The sequence below is a fragment of the Agrococcus sp. SL85 genome (genome assembly GCF_026625845.1).
GTDB lineage: Bacteria > Actinomycetota > Actinomycetes > Actinomycetales > Microbacteriaceae > Agrococcus.
The window spans coordinates 1670772-1688387 of sequence record NZ_CP113066.1; the positions used below are offsets into that span (position 1 = coordinate 1670772).

General features: G+C 73.6%; 16 protein-coding genes and 1 tRNA gene. 14 read left to right on the top strand and 3 right to left on the bottom strand.

Translation table 11 applies throughout. The annotated features are described in order from the left end of the window. Positions 1-35: 35 nt before the first annotated feature. Positions 36-1562: an MFS transporter gene (locus OVA14_RS08290; RefSeq protein WP_267503449.1), complete on the top strand. Its 1527-nt coding sequence runs from the start codon at positions 36-38 to the stop codon at positions 1560-1562. 58 nt (positions 1563-1620) lie between these two features. Here the strand turns inward: OVA14_RS08290 and OVA14_RS08295 are convergent, their stop codons facing one another. Further along, a complete protein-coding gene (locus tag OVA14_RS08295) occupies positions 1621-1878 on the bottom strand; it encodes a DUF6458 family protein (RefSeq protein ID WP_267503450.1) in 258 nt (85 codons plus the stop codon). Between the two features lie 178 nt (positions 1879-2056). Here OVA14_RS08295 and OVA14_RS08300 point away from each other — a divergent pair, with 178 nt between their 5' ends. The 4 genes from OVA14_RS08300 to OVA14_RS08315 all read left to right on the top strand — a co-directional run bounded on the left by OVA14_RS08300 (position 2057) and on the right by OVA14_RS08315 (position 5419). Then, on the top strand, positions 2057-3115 hold the full coding sequence (locus OVA14_RS08300; protein ID WP_267503451.1) for a 3-isopropylmalate dehydrogenase: 1059 nt from the start codon (positions 2057-2059) through the stop codon (positions 3113-3115). Then, complete coding sequence (locus OVA14_RS08305) at positions 3112-4200, top strand: branched-chain amino acid aminotransferase (protein ID WP_267503452.1); 1089 nt, start codon at positions 3112-3114, stop codon at positions 4198-4200. Before OVA14_RS08300 ends, OVA14_RS08305 begins: the two co-directional genes overlap by 4 nt. Beyond that, entirely contained in the window at positions 4200-4967 is a 768-nt protein-coding gene (locus OVA14_RS08310; protein WP_267503453.1) for a fumarylacetoacetate hydrolase family protein, read from the top strand. The genes OVA14_RS08305 and OVA14_RS08310 overlap by 1 nt, the downstream gene beginning before the upstream one ends. Before the next feature lie 125 nt (positions 4968-5092). Further along, positions 5093-5419, top strand: coding sequence for a PadR family transcriptional regulator (locus OVA14_RS08315; RefSeq protein WP_267503454.1), 327 nt, complete (start codon positions 5093-5095; stop codon positions 5417-5419). Here the strand turns inward: OVA14_RS08315 and OVA14_RS08320 are convergent. Beyond that, positions 5314-6084, bottom strand: coding sequence for a permease prefix domain 1-containing protein (locus tag OVA14_RS08320; protein WP_267503455.1), 771 nt, complete (start codon positions 6082-6084; stop codon positions 5314-5316). The two genes, OVA14_RS08315 and OVA14_RS08320, sit on opposite strands and share 106 nt — an antisense overlap. Positions 6085-6110: 26 nt before the next feature. On the opposite strand from OVA14_RS08320, the gene gltX reads away from it, so the two are divergent. The 4 genes from gltX (at position 6111) to OVA14_RS08340 (ending at position 9535) form a co-directional block, all read left to right on the top strand. Further along, positions 6111-7601 (top strand): glutamate--tRNA ligase, encoded by a 1491-nt coding sequence (gltX, locus tag OVA14_RS08325; RefSeq protein WP_267503456.1) that lies wholly within the window; start codon positions 6111-6113, stop codon positions 7599-7601. Positions 7602-7616: 15 nt separating this feature from the next. Next, entirely contained in the window at positions 7617-8528 is a 912-nt protein-coding gene (locus OVA14_RS08330; protein WP_267503457.1) for an NAD(P)/FAD-dependent oxidoreductase, read from the top strand. Between the two features lie 104 nt (positions 8529-8632). Further along, positions 8633-9361, top strand: a complete 729-nt coding sequence (locus OVA14_RS08335) for a hypothetical protein (protein ID WP_267503458.1) — start codon at positions 8633-8635, stop codon at positions 9359-9361. Between the two features lie 102 nt (positions 9362-9463). Then, positions 9464-9535 (top strand) — tRNA-Gln (locus OVA14_RS08340). A 1480-nt stretch (positions 9536-11015) separates the two neighbouring features. On the opposite strand, the gene OVA14_RS08345 is transcribed toward OVA14_RS08340, so the two are convergent. Then, positions 11016-11906 (bottom strand): MurR/RpiR family transcriptional regulator, encoded by an 891-nt coding sequence (locus OVA14_RS08345; protein WP_267503459.1) that lies wholly within the window; start codon positions 11904-11906, stop codon positions 11016-11018. Between the two features lie 171 nt (positions 11907-12077). Here OVA14_RS08345 and OVA14_RS08350 point away from each other — a divergent pair, with 171 nt between their 5' ends. From OVA14_RS08350 to OVA14_RS08370, 5 genes are read left to right on the top strand one after another with little or no spacing between them, the layout of a single operon-like run. Then, positions 12078-13634: an ABC transporter substrate-binding protein gene (locus OVA14_RS08350; RefSeq protein ID WP_267503460.1), complete on the top strand. Its 1557-nt coding sequence runs from the start codon at positions 12078-12080 to the stop codon at positions 13632-13634. Positions 13635-13680: 46 nt separating this feature from the next. Continuing rightward, positions 13681-14652, top strand: a complete 972-nt coding sequence (locus tag OVA14_RS08355) for an ABC transporter permease (protein ID WP_267503461.1) — start codon at positions 13681-13683, stop codon at positions 14650-14652. After that, positions 14649-15533: an ABC transporter permease gene (locus tag OVA14_RS08360; protein ID WP_267503462.1), complete on the top strand. Its 885-nt coding sequence runs from the start codon at positions 14649-14651 to the stop codon at positions 15531-15533. The genes OVA14_RS08355 and OVA14_RS08360 overlap by 4 nt, the downstream gene beginning before the upstream one ends. After that, positions 15530-16447 carry an N-acetylmuramic acid 6-phosphate etherase gene (gene murQ, locus OVA14_RS08365; protein WP_267503463.1) on the top strand — a complete coding sequence of 306 codons (918 nt, stop codon included), beginning with the start codon at positions 15530-15532 and terminating at the stop codon, positions 16445-16447. Before OVA14_RS08360 ends, murQ begins: the two co-directional genes overlap by 4 nt. Then, positions 16447-17616 carry an anhydro-N-acetylmuramic acid kinase gene (locus OVA14_RS08370; protein WP_267503464.1) on the top strand — a complete coding sequence of 390 codons (1170 nt, stop codon included), beginning with the start codon at positions 16447-16449 and terminating at the stop codon, positions 17614-17616. The genes murQ and OVA14_RS08370 overlap by 1 nt, the downstream gene beginning before the upstream one ends.

A 17616-nucleotide genomic window follows, 5' to 3' on the forward strand; every position in this document is an offset into this window, starting at 1 on the left:
GCGCCCCCTCGCACCGACGAGCACGAGGAGGAACCATGCAGACCGGCCAGCTGCCCCGCACCGACGAGTCGACCGCGCCCCGCGCAGGCGCGCGGGAGTGGGTCGCGCTCGCCGTGCTCATGCTTCCGGTGCTGCTCGTGTCGATCGACAACACCGTGCTCGCCTTCGCGCTGCCGCAGATCGCGCTCGCGCTCGAGCCCGACGCCGCGCAGCAGCTCTGGCTCGTCGACGCCTACGCGCTCGTGCTCGCGGGCCTCCTCGTCGCCATGGGCAGCATGGGCGACCGCTTCGGGCGGCGCCGGATGCTGCTCATCGGCGCCACGGGCTTCGCCCTCGTCTCGGCGCTCGCGGCCTTCGCGCCGACCGCGGAGGCGCTCATCGCCGCCCGCGCCGCGCTCGGCTTCTTCGGCGCGATGCTCATGCCCTCGACGCTCTCGCTCCTGCGCTCCACGTTCCAGCACCGCGACCAGCGGCGGCTCGCGATCGCCGTCTGGGCGACGGCCTTCTCGGTCGGCAGCGCCATCGGCCCGACCGTCGGCGGCGTCCTGCTGCAGCACTTCGCGTGGGGCTCGGTCTTCCTCATGGCCGTCCCCGTGCTGCTGCCGCTGCTCGTGCTCGCGCCGCTGCTCGTGCGCGAGAGCCGCGACCCGAACCCTGGCCGCATCGACCTCGTGGGCATCGCGCTCTCGATCGTCGCGCTCGGCGCCCTCGCCGCGGCCATCAAGCACGTCGCCGTCGACGGCCCCGACCTCGTCGCGCTCGCCCTCGTGGTCGCGTCGGTCGTCGCGGGCATCGCCTTCGTGCGCCGCATGCAGCGCTCCGCGACGCCGATGCTCGACATCGACCTGCTCCGCATCCCCGCGTTCTCGGGCGCGATCGCCATCAACCTGCTGAGCGTCGTCGCGCTCGTGGGCGCCCTCTTCTTCCTCACGCAGCACCTGCAGCTCGTCGAGGGGATGTCGACGCTCGACGCGGCGCTGCTGCTCGTGCCCGGCACGATCGCGATGGTCGCGACCGGCCTCGGCGTCGTGCGGATCGTGCGGCACCTGCCCGCGCGCGTCGTCATCGCGATCGGCCTCTCGAGCTCGGTCGCCGGCTACCTGCTCGTCGCCATCTCGGGCGAGCACCTGACGCCGCTCCTCGTGGCGGTCGCCTACCTGCTGCTCGGCGCAGGCATCGGCGCGGCCGAGACGCTCTCGAACGAGATCGTCGTCTCGACCGCCCCGCCCGCGAAGGCGGGCGCCGCGAGCGCGGTCTCCGAGACGGCCTACGAGCTCGGCGCCGTGCTCGGCACGGCGGTGCTCGGCGGCATCGTCAGCGCGGTCTACCGCTCGACGATCGAGCTGCCCGAAGGGCTCGCGGCCGCCGACGCCTCCGCGGCGCGGGAGACCCTCGCGGGCGCGCTCGACGTGGCCGACCGTGTGCAGGGCGAGCTCGGCGCCGCTGTCGCCGAGGCCGCGCGCACGGCCTTCGACCACGGCGCGCTCTGGACCTCGCTCGCGGGTGCCGCGCTCGTGCTCGCCGCGATCGTCGTCGCGCTGCGGGCGCTGCGGCGGGCGTAGCCCCGCAGACGGCGGACGGCGCCGCCCCGTCAGGGTGCGGCGCCGTCCGTCGTCAGGGTCAGAGCACGTCGTCGCGGCGCTCGGTGCGCTCGACGCGCGTGCCGGTCTCCGGGTCGATCGCGGAGCGCGTGACCTGCGAGGTGCGGCCGGAGCGCGCGGCCATGATGATGCCGATGAGCGTGACGAGCGCGCCGGCGGCGAGCAGGATGTAGCCGATCAGCGTCCAGTTGGCGCCCTCGACCTCCCAGATGCCGGGGAGCGCCCAGGCGACGATCGCGCCGACGGCCATGAGGAAGATGCCGAAGCCGATGCTCATGCGTCTCTCCGTTCGGTAGTGGGGCCGCCCGGGCTCGGGCGACCGCTCGCGCGACCGTACCCCGGGTCGCTGAGCGTCGGTCGGGAGCGCCCGCGTGGCTAGGCTGGGGAGCCACGGCCCGCGCGGGTGCGGCGCCCGGAGGTTTCGACGCGCACGCGGTGCGCCCGAGGGAGGAAGCGTGGAGCAGCTGCGGCTCGCGGTCATCGCAGGCGACGGGATCGGACCGGAGGTGACGGCCGAGGCCCGGAAGGCGATCCGCGCCGCCGTCGACGGCGTCGAGGTGGTCGAGACCGAGTACGCGCTCGGCGCGGGCCACTACCTCGAGACCGGCGAGGTGCTCGAGCCCACGACGCTCGAGGCGCTCCGGGGGCACGACGCCATCCTGCTCGGCGCCGTCGGCGGCGACCCGAGCGACCCGAGGCTCGCGGGCGGCATCATCGAGCGCGGCCTGCTGCTGGGCCTCCGCTTCGCCTTCGACCACCACGTCAACCTGCGGCCCACGAAGCTGCACCCCAAGGTGCAGAGCCCCCTGCGGGCGCCGGGCGAGATCGACTTCGTCGTCGTGCGCGAGGGCACCGAGGGCCCGTACGTGGGCAACGGCGGCGCCATCCGGGCGGGGACGCCGCAGGAGGTCGCCAACGAGACGAGCGTCAACACGGCATTCGGCGTCGAGCGCGTGGTGCGCTTCGCGTTCGAGCTCGCCGAGCGGCGCTCGAAGCGGCTGACGCTCGTGCACAAGACGAACGTGCTCGTGCACGCGGGCGGCCTGTGGCGGCGGATCGTCGATGCGGTCGCCACCGAGCACCCCGGGGTCTCGGTCGACTACCTCCACGTCGACGCCGCGACGATCTTCCTCGTCGACCGGCCGAGCCGGTTCGACGTGATCGTGACCGACAACCTCTTCGGCGACATCCTCACCGACCTCGCGGGCGCCGTCGGCGGCGGCATCGGCATGGCTGCCTCCGGCAACCTCGACCCCTCGGGCACGTTCCCGAGCATGTTCGAGCCGGTGCACGGCTCCGCGCCCGACATCGCGGGCACCGGCGTCGCCGACCCGACCGCGGCGATCCTCTCGGCGGCGCTGCTGCTCGAGCACACCGGCCACCCCGAGGCGGCCGCCCGCATCCGCGACGCCGTCGACGCCGACGTCGACGCGCGCGGCGAGGGGCGCCGCACCACCACCGAGGTCGGCGACGCGATCGTCGACCGCATCCGAGCATCCAAGGAGCAGGCATGACCCTCGAGTTCGCGCTCACCCGTTCCGAGCGCCCCGCGAGCGACGAGGCCCGCGCGGCCGTGCTCGCGGCGCCCGGCTTCGGCAAGCACTTCACCGATCACATGGTCTCGATCGACTGGACCGTCGACGGCGGCTGGCACGACGCGCGCGTCGAGCCGTACGGGCCCCTCGCGATCGACCCCGCCTCCGCCGTGCTGCACTACGGCCAGGAGATCTTCGAGGGCATGAAGGCCTACCGCCGCGCCGACGGCTCCGTCTGGACCTTCCGCCCCGACCAGAACGCCAAGCGGATGCAGCGCTCGGCCGCGCGCCTCGCGCTGCCGCAGATCCCCGAGGAGCTCTTCCTCGAGGCCGTGCGGCGGCTCGTCGAGGTCGACGAGGCCTGGGTGCCCGAGGGCGGCGAGGACTCGCTGTACCTGCGGCCCTTCATGATCGCGAACGAGGTCTTCCTCGGCGTGCGCGCCGCGCAGACGGTGCGCTTCATGGTGATCGCGAGCCCCGCGGGCCCCTACTTCACGGGCGGCGTGCAGCCTGTCTCGATCTGGCTCTCGCGCGAGTACAACCGCGCCGGCCGCGGCGGCACGGGCGCCGCGAAGTGCGGCGGCAACTACGCCGCGAGCCTCCTGCCGACGCAGATCGCGGTCGCGAACGGCTGCGCGCAGGTGCTCTTCCTGAACGAGGGCGGCACCGACCTCGAGGAGCTCGGCGGCATGAACGTCGTGCTCGTCAAGGCCGACGGCACGCTCGTCACCCCCGACTCCGAGTCGATCCTCGACGGCGTCACCCGCAACTCGCTGCTGCAGCTCGCGGAGGACGACGGCCACCGTGTCGAGCGCCGCCCGGTGACGCTCGCCGAGTGGCGCGAGGGCGTCGCCGACGGATCGATCACCGAGGCCTTCGCGTGCGGCACCGCCGCGGTGCTCACGCCCATCGCGGCGCTCAAGAGCACCGAGGAGACCATCGGCGACCCGGATGCGCCCGCCGGCCCGGTCGCGCTCGCGCTGCGCAAGCGCCTCACCGACCTGCAGTACGGCCGCGCCGAGGACCCGCACGGCTGGATGGTCCAGCTGACGGGCGCCCGCTGATGCGGGTCGCGCGCTTCGCGCACCAGGACCGCATCGGCTTCGGCGTCGTCGACGAGGACGCCCTCGTCGAGCTGACCGGCGACCCGATCCTCGGCTCGTGGGACACCACGGGCCAGCGCATCCCGCTCGCCGAGGCTCGCCTGCTCGCGCCCGTGATCCCGCGCTCGAAGGTCGTCGCCGTCGGGCGCAACTACGCGAAGCACGCCGCCGAGCTCGGCAACGACGTGCCCACGCAGCCGCTCGTGTTCTTCAAGCCCAACACCTCGGTGGTCGGCCCCGGCGACGCGATCGTGCTGCCGCCGGAGTCGGAGAGCATCCACTTCGAGGGCGAGGTGGCGCTCGTCATCGGCCGCGTCGCGCGTCGGCTGACGCCCGAGGATGCGCTCGACGCGGTCTTCGGCGTGACGGTCGCGAACGACGTCACCGCCCGCGACCTCCAGCAGCGCGAGGGGCAGTGGGCGCGCGCGAAGGGCTTCGACACGTTCTGCCCGCTCGGCCCCGCGATCGAGACGGAGCCCGACTGGTCGTCGCTGCGCGTCATCACGCGCGTCGACGGCGAGGTGCGGCAGGACGGCGTCTCGAGCGACTGGATCTTCGACGTGCCCGCGGTGCTCACGTGGATCACGGCGGCGATGACGCTGCTGCCCGGCGACGTCGTGCTCATGGGGACGCCCGAGGGCGTCGGTCCGCTCGCCGCGGGCCAGACGGTGGAGGTCGAGGTGCCGGGCGTCGGCACCCTGCGCAACCCCGTCGTCGCGCACGCCTGAGCCGCAGCGCGCGATCGATCCGGCGCCCGGGGCGCGACGCTCCGCGTCGCTCGCCCCGGGCGCCGGATCGCGCCGCTTGTGGAGTCTGTCTGCATATGGAGCCTGTCGACCGGTAGAGTGCCCCCATGGCTTCCCCCGATGCGCTCCGCGGCCACGTCGACGCGATGCTGCTCTCGGTCCTCGCCGAGGGCCCCGTGCACGGCTACGGCGCGATCGAGCGCATCCGCGAGCGCTCCGGCGGCGAGCTCGACTTCCCGAGCGGCACGGTCTACCCGGCGCTGAAGCGCCTCGAGCGCCGCGGCCACATCGAGGGGGAGTGGGCCGCCGAGGGGCGGCAGAAGCGCGTCTACCGCCTCACGCCCTCCGGCGAGCGCGCGCTCGCGAGCGAGCGCGACGAGTGGACGGCGACGGCGTCGATCATCACGCGCGTGCTCGGCGCGGCGCGAGCCTGAGCCGCACGCCCGCGAACCGCGCGAGCAGCGCCGCGGCCCCCGCGGCGATCCCCGAGCCCACGAGGACCGTGAGCAGCACGAGGGCCGCGAGCACGGCCTGCCCGCCGGCGGGCACCGGCAGCGCCACGGCCATCGCGACGGCTCCGGCGACGAGCACGGCCGCGAGGGCGAGCCTGCAGCGCCGCGACCGCGACGAGCGCGGCGATCGAGCCCGCGCGGCGGATCGCGAGCCAGCCCACGGCGGCCGCCACGACCACGACGGGGGCGAGCACGTCGAGCGCGCGCGAGAGCGGCAGCATCCAGGCCACGTCGGTCGGCACGCGGAAGCCGGGCATGCCCGCGAGCGTCGTCATGCCCGCGATCCACGCGACCACGAGCAGGCCCGCTCCGGCCGCCGAGGCGGGGGAGTAGCGGCGCCCGAGGTCGGCGAGCAGCTCGCGCGAGAGCTCCGCGGCGATCGCGGCCGGATCGCCGAACTCGGCGACGACCGCACGCGCGGCCTCCGGGCCGGCCTGGCCCCGTGCGACGCGCGCCGCCACGGCCTCGCGGAGGTCGCCCTCCACCTCGGCGATCGCATCGCGCCGACGGCGCCGCGACGCCACGACGCCGCGCTCGAGGCGGGCGACGAGGTCGGTCACGGGATCGGCGGCGGGCATCGGATCCATCGTCCCACGCCTAGGATGGAGCCATCATGAGCGTCCCCTTCTCGACGGCGACCGGCAGCGACGTCGTCGTCCGCTTCTGCCCCTCGCCGACCGGCACCCCGCACGTCGGCCTCATCCGCACGGCCCTGTTCAACTGGGCCTACGCGCGCCACCACGGCGGGAAGCTCGTCTTCCGCATCGAGGACACCGACGCCGCGCGCGACAGCCAGGAGTCCTACGAGCAGCTGCTCGAGGCGATGCGCTGGCTCGGCATCGACTGGGACGAGGGCGTCGAGACCGGCGGCCCGCACGCGCCCTACCGCCAGTCGCAGCGCGGCGAGATCTACGCGGGCATCATCGAGCGGCTCACGGCCGCCGGGCACCTCTACGAGTCGTTCGCGACGCCGGAGGAGATGGAGCAGCGCAACCGCGACGCGGGCCGCGACCCGCGCCAGGGCTACGACAACTTCGAGCGCGACCTCACCGACGAGCAGCGCGAGGCGCTCCGCGCCGAGGGCCGCCGGCCCAGCCTGCGCCTCCGCGTGCCCGACGAGGACCTCTCGTTCGACGACCTCGTGCGCGGCGAGATCACGTTCCCCGCCGGCTCCTTCACCGACTTCGTCGTCGTGCGGCCGAACGGCGCCCCGCTCTACACGTTCGTGAACCCCGTCGACGACGCGCTCATGGGCGTGACCCACGTGCTGCGCGGCGAGGACCTGCTCTCGTCGACCCCGCGCCAGATCGCGCTCTACCGCGCGCTCGCCGACATCGGCGTCGTCGCCGCGATCCCGCGCTTCGGCCACCTGCCCTACGTCATGGGCGAGGGCAACCGCAAGCTCTCGAAGCGCGACCCGCAGTCGAACCTCTTCCTGCTGCGCGAGGCCGGCTTCATCCCCGAGGGCCTCCTCAACTACCTCTCGCTGCTCGGCTGGTCGATCTCGCACGACCGCGACGTCTTCACCCGCGACGAGCTCATCGCGGCCTTCGACGTCGAGGACGTCAACCCGAACCCCTCGCGCTTCGACGCCAAGAAGGCGGAGTCGATCAACGGCGACCACGTGCGCCTCCTCGCCCCCGAGGACTTCGCCGCGCGCCTGGAGCCCTACCTCGGGCAGGTCTTCGACGGCCCGCCCACCGACAAGCAGCGGGCGCTGCTCGCGCAGGCGGCGCCGCTCGTGCAGGAGCGCATGCAGCTCATCGGCCAGGCCGAGGACATGCTGGGCTTCCTCTTCCTCGACGACGAGGACATCCGCCACGACGCCGACGCGGTGGCGGGCCTCGGCGACGACGCCCACGCGGTGCTCGAGGCATCGCGCCGCGCCCTCGCGGAGCTCGAGGCGTTCGACGCGGCCTCGATCGAGGCGGCGCTGCGCGAGGTGCTCGTCGAGGGGCTCGGCATCAAGCCGCGCTTCGCCTTCACGCCGCTGCGCGTCGCCGTCACCGGCCGTCGCGTCTCGCCGCCGCTGTTCGAGTCGATCGAGCTGCTCGGCCGCGCCTCCACCCTCGCCCGCATCGACCGGCTCGCCGCCGTCGCCTGAGGGATGGGGGCGGAGGTGGACGTCGACGTCGTCGTCATCGGCGCCGGGCCCGCGGGCCTCGCCGCATCGCTGAACCTCGCGCGCGCGCAGCGCACCGTGGCGCTCCTCGACTCCAACCGCCCGCGCCACGCGGCGACGCTGCAGTCGCACGGCTTCATCACGCGCGACGGCTCCTCGCCGCTCGAGCTGCGCAAGCTCGGCCGCGAGGAGGTGCTGCGCTACCCGACCGTGCAGCACGACCGCACGCTCGTGCGCCAGGTCGCGCACGTCGACGGCGGATTCCTCGTGCAGACCGAGCAGCCAGGCTCGCGGGCCGAGGGCGAGCTGCGCGCCGCCGCGGTGCTCATCGCCACGGGCCTCAGCGAGACGCTGCCGGCCTCGCAGCACGTGCGCCCCTGGTACGGCACCTCGCTGCACTCGTGCATGGACTGCGACGGCTACGACAAGCGCGGCCAGGCGCTCGCGCTCATCGGCGAGACGCTCGACCTCGTCGACCGCGCGATGGTCATCCGCCGCCACACCGACGACCTGGCCGTCTTCACGAACGGCGCCGAGGTGATCGACGAGGCGGGCGAGGCGCGGCTCGCGGAGCACGGCGTCGCGCTCGTGCGCAGCCCGATCGCCGCGATCGAGGGCGACCGCGAGGGGATGCGCGCTATCGTGCTCGAGGACGGGCGGCGCAGCGAGCGCACCGGTGGCTTCGTGCGTCCGTGGTGGCACCCGCAGCTCGGCTTCGTCGAGGGCCTCGGCGTCGACACCGACGAGGACGGCCTCGTCGTGGTCGACCGCGCGCAGCGCAGCTCGGTCGAGGGCGTCTACGCCGCGGGCGACATCACGCCGGGCTTCCGCCAGCTCGCGGTCGCCGCGGGCGAGGGCACCGTGGCCGCCTCGGTCATCAACCGCGACCTCATCGCGCGCGGCCGCTGACCCTCCGCTCGTCTGCAGCCCCGCCTCCGGGGCCGGGGCGCAGGAGATCGGCAGGTCGCGCGTCGGCGGGGCGGGGTAGCCTGGGGCGACCGAGGGAGGCCGCCATGTCGATCGTCGAGGACCGAGAGGCCGCGCCGCGCGAGCTCACCGCGCCCGAGCGGAAGGCACGCCGCAGGCGCGTGCTGCAGTGGGTGCTGCCCGTCGCGGGCGTCGCGCTCATCGCCGGCACGTTCGTCGTGACGCAGGTGCTGCTCGCGGGCGGCCTCGGCACGCCGCGGCCCGCCGACCCCGACGAGGTCTCGGCCACGAACACGACGCAGTTCGGCGAGGCCGGCACGGCCTACGCCGTGCAGTACCAGGTGGTGACGCTCAACCTCTCCGAGCTGCCGCTCACGGCCGATGCGCTCGGCATGCCGGCCAACGCCGAGGCCGTCATCGCCCCGGGCTACGGCTTCCTCGACACCACCGCCTTCCGCGGGCAGGGCGGCGGCCTCGACGGCCAGGGCTACTTCCGCGAGATGATGTCGTCGGTCACCGCCACGACGAGCGGCGGCGTCGTGCAGCGGATCGACGCCGAGCGCTCCCCGGTGGGCTGGGCGGAGTTCCCCTCGGCCATGCGCGCGGTCGAGACGGGCGTCGAGGCCTTCGGCTGGCAGATCGACGACGCCGACCTCGAGGCGTTCACGGATCGCGCGGCCGAGGCCGTGCGCCAGGGGCAGCCCGCCTCCCTCGAGATCCCCGCGGGGGATGCGATGGCCATGCCCGTGAGCGGCCGCGTCGACTGCACGGGCGACGGCCTCTGCGTCGTCAGCTACTCCTTCGAGACGCGCTGACGGCTCTGCGGGCGAGACCCGCCGGGCGGCGGCTCGATTCGCGCGAGCGCCGTGCGTCGGCTATGCTCGACTCTTGGTTCGCCCGCCTCGGCGAGTGACCATTGGGGTATGGTGTAATTGGCAACACGGAGGTTTCTGGTACCTTTGTTCTTGGTTCGAGTCCAGGTACCCCAGCTCTGCAGCCCCCGCGATCGCGGGGGCTCTTCGCTTCTCCGGGCGCGTGTGCACGGCATCCAGTGCTCCGTTTGGCCATAGTCTCGAGGGTCTCGCCCCAGAGTCAGGCGCGTGGGCCGGCGGCTCCCGGGTTGGAGCGCCCGGCGCGGAGGCCCACGTCCAACGGCGATCGCCCATGGGAGTCGCGCGGGCGCGACGATTCCGACGACGACTTGGAGGTTGCCGCCGCTGAAGCTACGGATGCCCGGGCCTCGAACGGCGATGTGCGTCGGGGCCATCGTGGCACTGGTGCCGATCGGCGTCGCCCCGGTGTAAGGGTTACATGGAGGGCTCGCGATCCTCGCCGTCCCCATTGCGCGTTTGATCGCCACCTTGCTGCGCGCCGATCGCACCTCGCAAGTCGCGCGCGGGCTCGGCGTCCAGCGGCTGCGTGTGGTGCACTCTGCCGCGATCTGGTCGACGGTCGAGCGCTCGTGAGGAAGAGAATCGCCGGGTGAGCGGAGCTGGTTGGTTCGCGCGCCGCTCGCAGGTTCGCGTGTTGCAAGTAGCTCGTCGGCTGTTGCCGTGCGGACGGTCGTTGTCTGTTGAACGTGTCGCGCAGGGCCCGTCGGCCGCGCATGTCGCGGCCGAGCTGAGAGACTCGCGGCAGAGCGCGCAGCGTTGGGTTCGGCGGTCCCGTGCACGCAGCGTCGACGGCCGATCGACCGCTCGAGGTGGTAGGCGAGCTGAACGAGCTCGGAGCGGGAGGTCGCAGTGCTGGAAGCCCGCTCCCTGCCACCGAAGAATCGACCGGGCTCTCGACAGCCACTCGCGTCCCTGCCTGCGAATCTTTGCCCGCCACAAGACGTCAGCGCTGGCGTCCTGCGGTCCGTCACAGGCGCAGCGTCCCCGCGGTCTGCGCCAGCGCGCACAGCTACGAGCGCGATCGTCCGGGGTTCGCGCACGTCGACGTGACGGAGCTCGGCTGGGGCGCGGGCCCCGACGGCTGGTGCGCCGATAGCGGTTCAGAACAGGCCCGTGGGCGCGAGATCGGCCGCGACTCCGTCCATGCTTCGGCGGACGCCCACCCTCGCCTCGCCTGCACCGAGGCTCTGCCTGATCGGGACGGCGCGACCGCCGTTGCTTCCCTGTCCCGCGCCGCCGAGGACTTGCCCCGCAGGGCATCGACTGCGTCGAGGCCGTGATCACCGATCACGCCTTCGTGTAGTGGTGCTACCTGAGAGTGCATCGAGGCCGTCGTTGCGATCGGCGCGAGGAACTGCTCATCGGCTCTCTCTGCCCCTCGCCGAACGGCAACGTCGAGCGCTGCGGCGGCTCTTCCGCCATCGAACGTGCTTCGCGGCAGCCGTGCTTCAGCGCTCAGGAAGGCTCGGCGCCCGTTCCGTCTGACTGGACCAACTGCAAGCTCTCACACCAGCCGAGGCGCAGGCTCGCAGCGCCACTGTCACCAAGGTGGCGGCCCAGTGCACGCAGGGGCCGGTCAGCGGGATGCGCGCTGATCGACGGCTTCGCGCGTCTTGCGCAGCGCCGCGACGGAGTCGTCGTAGCGCGCTTGCGCGACACCTGTGAAGAGACAGTCGACCACCATGAGCTGTGCGATGCGGCTGCCGAGCGCGCCGGATCGGAACGGCGTCTCGCGCGCGGCGGTGCGCAGCACGACGTCAGCGGCGCTTGCGAGCGGCGAGTGCTCGTGGTTGGTGATCGCGATCGTCACGGCGCCCGACGCGCGAGCGATGCGGAGGAACTCGACCGTGTCGGTCGTCGCGCCCGAGTGCGAGATCGCGATCGCGACCGCGCTCCGGCCGAGCACGGCCGCGGCCGTCCACGCGGCGTGCGATTCAGGCCACTCGAGCGCGACGCGGCCGATGCGCGCGAGCTTGCGTTGGAGGTCCACGGCGACGATCGCGCTCGCGCCCACGCCGTAGAGGTCGACGCGGGCGGCGCCGTCGATCGCCGCGACGGCGCGCTCCAGCGCGCCGACGTCGACGACGTGCGCGGTGTCGGCGATCGACAGCGACTCGTTTCGGGCGATCTTCGCGACGATCTCCTCCATCCCGTCGTCGGGGGAGATGTCGGTCGGGAGGGCGCCGCCGTCGTCGGCGGCGAGTCGCTCGCGAAGGTTCTGCTCGGTGAGGTCGTGCCGCAGGTCCTTGAAGCGCTCGTAGCCGAGCCCGCGCGTGAAGCGCACGACCGTCGTCGTCGAGGTCGACGCAAGCTCGGCGATCTCGGCGATCGAGCGGGTCGCGAAGCCCTCGGGGTCGTGCAGGAGTGCCTCGCCGATGCGCCGCTCCGCGGGTCGCAGGGTGGGCAGGATGCCGCGCACCTCGACGAGCAGCGTGCCCGGCTGCGGGCGGGTGGGTGCGACGCGCATCGCGCTCCTCTCGACGTGGTCACTGTAGCCGGAAGCAAGTTTCCGCAGGCATGTTGCGGAATGAAGTTACATACGCGCAACACTTCGTGTACTTTCTATCCGTAGGCTCATCCGCAACGTCGCGGCACCTCGGTGCCCCGGCTCGGAACCCACCACGACCCGGAGGCATCCATGACCACCATCCCGCGATCCCGGCGCCTGGTCGCCGGATCCCTCGGGCTCGCGACGACGACCGCGCTCGTCCTCGCCGGCTGCTCGACGAGCGCGCAATCGCCTTCGACGAGCGGCGACGACGCCGCATCGACGGCGCCGCTCGTCGTCGGCGTCACGACCGACGTCGATACGCTGCTGCCCTGGACCGCGACGCAGTTCCAGGCCATCAACGTGCTCCAGAACGTCTACGGCACCCTCACCGAGCTCGACGCCGAGCTCAACGTCGTGCCGGGCCTCGCCGAATCGTGGGAGGTCTCGGAGGATGGGCTCTCGGTCGTCTTCGCGCTGCGCGACGGCGTCGTGTTCTCGGATGGCTCGACGCTCGACGCCGAGGACGTCGTCGCCTCCTACGAGGCGATCCAGGACCCGGAGACCGCGGCCGTCTCCGCGACGAACCTCGCGTCGGTCACGGCGATCGAGGCGACCGACGAGCGCACCGTCACGATGACGCTCTCGACGCCGGACGCGGCGCTGCCGTCGAAGCTCGCGCCCGTGACGACCGCGATCCTGCCCTCCGACGCCGACCTCGCCGCGCTCGAGGCCGCCCCGGTCGGCACCGGCGCCTTCGTCTTCGACGAGCGCCGCGCGAACGAGGCCGTGCTGCTGACCGCGAACGAGGACTACTGGGGCGGTGCGCCTGCAATCGGCGGCGTCGAGTTCCGCGTCATCCCGGACCAGGCCGCGATCGTCTCGGCGCTCCAGTCGGGCAACGTGCAGATGGCCGTCTTCGACGACGCGCTCGTCGCCGACACGATCGGCGGCACCGTCGAGATCGCCGAGACGCCGCAGCTGAGCTACCACGCGCTGCAGCTCAACGCGCGCGACGAGGCGCTCGCCGACGTCAACGTGCGCCTCGCGATCGCGTGCGCGATCGACCGCCAGGAGGTGCTCGACACCGCCGCGCTCGGGGAGGGCGAGGTGACGGGCCCGATCACGTCGCCCGCCTTCCGCTCCGACCCCGATGCGCGCCCGTGCCCGCAGGCCGACCCCGAGGCCGCGGCAGGCTACCTCGAGGCCGCCGGCGTCGGCGAGGGGCTGACGCTCCGCGCCATCGTCATGCAGGGTGGGTACTCGACCGCCGTCGCCGAGGCCGAGAACATCCAGGCGCAGCTCGCCGAGGTCGGCATCACGCTCGAGCTCGACGTGCTCGAGTCGGGTGCGTACGTCGACCGCTGGGTCGCGGGCGACTTCCAGCTCGCGGTCGCGCTCAACGGCGGGCAGCCCGACCCCGACGCCGCGTACGGCCGCTACTTCACGAGCACGGGCAACCTCAACGCCGTCGCGGGCTACAGCTCCGACACGCTCGACGCGCTCTTCGAGCAGGGTCGCGCGTCGAGCGACCAGGCCGAGCGCGAGGCGATCTACGCCGACGTGTCGGCCGAGCTCGAGGAGCAGGCGGTGTGGGTGTGGCTCTTCACGAGCTTCAACTACACCGCGACCGCCGAGGGCGTGTCGGGCTTCGTGCCGATGCCCAACGGCTCGCTGCAGCACCTGCGCGACGTCACCATCGATTGACCGACTCCGGCCGGGGCGCGAGCCCCGGCCGGACCGACGGAGCACCATGATCCAACGCATCCGCACGTCCCCGGGCCTGCGCCGGCTCGGCAGCGCCGTGCTCACCCTGCTCGGCGTCGCCATCGCCGTCTTCTGCATGCTGCGCGCGCTGCCCGGCGACCAGATCACCGCGGCCTTCGGCACCGAGGCCGCGGCGCTCAGCCCCGAGCAGCGCGAGGCGCTCGAGGCGTACTACGGCCTCGATCAGCCGCTCATCCTGCAGTTCTTCACCTGGATCGGCGCCGTCCTCACGGGCAACCTCGGCTACTCCGCGCGCTCGCAGCAGAGCGTGCTCGAGATGACCGCCGCCGCGCTGCCCGTCACGATCGAGCTCGCGCTGCTCGCGATCGTCGTCGCGCTCCTCATCGGCGTGCCCGTCGGCATGCTCGCCGCCTCGAAGCCCAACGCACTGCGCGACTGGTTCGGCCAGGGCCTCGGGCTCGCGGGCCTCGGCGTGCCCGCCTTCCTGCTCGCGACGACGCTCCTCGCCGTCGCCGCCTCCGGCTTCGGGTTCAACCCCAACGGCCGCGGCTTCGCGAGCCTCGTCGACGACCCGCTGCTCAACCTCCAGCAGATGGCGATGCCGGCGCTCGTGCTCGGCTTCGGCATCGCCGCGCCCATCATGCGCACGACCCGCACCGCCGTGCTCGAGGTGCGCGGCCTCGACTTCATCCGCACCGCGCGCGCCAAGGGCGTGCCGCCCCGCCGCCTGCAGTGGCGGCACGTGCTGCGCAACGCGCTCGTGCCGATCGTCACGATGACGGGCATGCAGTTCGGCTACCTCCTCGGCGGCGCCGTCGTCGTCGAGCAGATCTTCTCGCTGCCCGGCGTCGGCCGGCAGGTGCTGCTCGGCATCAACCAGTACGAGTACGCGGTCGTGCAGAGCACCGTGCTCGTCATCGCGGCGATGTTCGTCATCGTCAACCTGCTGACGGACCTGCTCTACCGTCGCATCGACCCGAGGGTGCGTGCCGCATGACCGCAGAGACCATCACCGCGGCGCCGAGGCCGCGCCGCGTCGCGAGCGGCACCGCCGGCCGGCTGCTGCGCAGCCCGAGCGGCGCCGTCGGCGGCGCGCTCGTGCTCGCCCTCGCCGTGCTGAGCGTGCTCTCGGCGACCGGCGCGCTGCCGTTCGACCCCGCGGCGCAGGACACCGCCGCCCGGCTGCAGGCGCCGAGCGCCGCGCACTGGCTCGGCACCGACCAGTTCGGCCGCGACATCCTCTCCCGCGTCGCCTCCGGCGTCGCCAACTCGTCGCTCGTCGCGCTCGTCGCGGTCGCGGTCGCGACGGTCGTCGGCACGCTCGCGGGCGTCGTCGCGGGCTTCTTGCGCGGCACGACCGACCTCGCGATCGGCGGCGTCACGAACGTCCTCTTCGCGTTCCCGCCGCTGCTCCTCGCGCTCACGCTCGCCTCGGTGCTCGAGCGCACGTGGTTCACCGTCGCGATCGCGATCGCGGTCGTCTACACGCCCATCTTCGTGCGCGTGACGCGCGGCCCCGTGCTCACCCTGCGCGAGGTCGACTACGTCGCGGCAGCGCGTGCCACCGGGATGCACGCCGCGAGCATCATGCTGCGGCACGTGCTGCCCAACATCACCGGCATCCTCATCGTGCAGATCACGCTGTCGCTCTCGTGGGCGGTGCTCACCGAGGCCTCGCTCAGCTTCCTCGGCCTCGGCACGCCGCCGCCCGCCGCGTCGCTCGGCTCGATGATCTTCGACGCGCGCACGCTCGTCACCGTCGCGCCGTGGACCCTGCTCGCGCCCGGCGCCGTGCTCATCATGCTCGTCGTCGGCCTCAACCTCCTCGGCGACGGTCTCCGCGACGCTCTCGACCCGACCGGAAGGCGCTCGCGATGAACGCTCGGCCCACCCTCGAACTCGACTCGCTCACGACCGAGGCGATGGATCCGCGCTTCGCCGACCTCGACACGCTCGAGATCGGCGAGCTCGCCGCCCTCATGAACGAGGCCGACGCCGAGGTCCCCCGCGCGGTCCGCGCGGCGCTCCCGCAGATCGTGCCCGCGCTCGAGGCCGCGAGCGAGCGGATGCTCGCGGGCGGCCGGCTCGTCTACGTCGGCGCAGGCACGCCCGGGCGCATCGGCGTGCTCGACGCCTCCGAGTGCCCGCCGACGTTCTCGTCGCCGCCCGAGCAGGTCTTCGCGATCATCGCCGGCGGCCCCGCCGCGATCGTCGACGCCGTCGAGGGTGCCGAGGACGACGCGTCGGCGGGCGCCGCGGCGATGGACGCCGCGACGATCGGCCCGCTCGACACGGTCGTCGGCATCGCCTCGAGCGGCCGCACGCCGTTCGTCGTCGGCGCGGTCCGCCGCGCGGGCGAGCTCGGCGCGCTCGCGGTCGGCCTCTCGTGCAACGCGGGCACCGAGCTCAGCGGCGTCGCGGCGCACGGCATCGAGGTCGTCGTCGGCCCCGAGGTCATCACGGGGTCCACCCGGCTCAAGGCCGGCACGGCGCAGAAGCTCGTGCTCAACATGTTCAGCACCATCGTCATGGTGCGGCTCGGGAAGACCTACGGGAGCCTCATGGTCGACGTGCACGCCTCGAACGACAAGCTGCGCGAGCGGGCCGTGCGCATCGTGCGCGCGATCGCGCACGTCGACCGGGCCGCGGCCGTCGACGCGCTGCAGGCGGCCGGGCAGAGCGTCAAGGTCGCCGTCGTGATGCTTGCGCGGGGCCTCGGCGCCGACGACGCGCGCGCGGTGCTCGCCGCTGCAGGCGGCCGCTTGCGCGCCGTGCTCGAGGCGGGCAGCTGATGCGCATCCTCGGCCTCATCTCCGGCACGTCGCACGACGGCATCGACGCGGCCGTCGTCGACCTCGACGCCGACGGCGACGTGCTCGAGGCGCGCGTCGTGCACGCCGACTCGACCCCCTACGACCCGGCCCTGCGCACGCGGCTGCTCGACGCGCTGCCGCCGCAGCCGTGCGACCTCGCCGAGGTCGCGCGCCTCGACACCCTCATCGGACAGGCCTTCGCCGAGGCCGCGGCCGCCGCGATCGCCGCGGCGGGCCCCATCGACCTCGTCGTCTCGCACGGGCAGACCGTCTTCCACTGGGCGGAGGGGCCGACGGTGCTCGGCACCCTGCAGATCGGTCAGCCCGCGTGGATCGCGGAGCGCACGGGCGCGCCCGTGCTCGCCGACATCCGCGTGCGCGACGTCGCCGCGGGCGGGCAGGGCGCCCCGCTCGCCTCGACGCTCGACGCGCTGCTGCTCGCGGGCAGGCCGGGCCGCGCCGCAGCGCTCAACCTCGGCGGCATCGCGAACGCGACCCTCGTCGGCGGCACGCAGCCCGTGCTCGCATGGGACATCGGCCCGGCGAACGCGCTCATGGACGCGGTCGTCGTCGCGCAGCGCGCGGACCCGCGCGGCTTCGACGCCGACGGCAGGCTCGCGGCCGCGGGCACCGTCGACGAGCGGCTGCTCGCACTGCTGCTCGCCGACCCCTACTACGCGCTGCCTGCGCCGAAGAGCACGGGCAAGGAGCTGTTCCACCTCGACTACCTCGACCGCACGATCGCGGCGAGCGGCAGCGCGCCGTCGACGGAGGACCTGCTCGCGACGCTCGCTGCCCTCACCGTGCGCACGGTCGCCGACGCGCTCGACGCGGCGGGCGCCGACGAGGTCTTCGTCTCGGGCGGCGGCGCGCGCAACCCCGTGCTCATGCACGGGCTCGCCGACGCGCTGCCCGGAGTCCCCGTCCACACGACGGCCGTGCTCGGCATCGGCGCCGACGAGAAGGAAGCCGTGCTCATGGCGCTCCTCGGCTGGCTCGCGTGGCACGGGGTGCCCGCGAGCGTGCCGAGCGCGACGGGGGCGAGCGGCGCGCGCGTGCTCGGCGCGATCACGCCCGGCGCCGAGCCGCTGCGCCTGCCCGAGCCGCGCCGTGCGCCCGCGTCGCTGCGCATGACCGGGAGGCCGTGA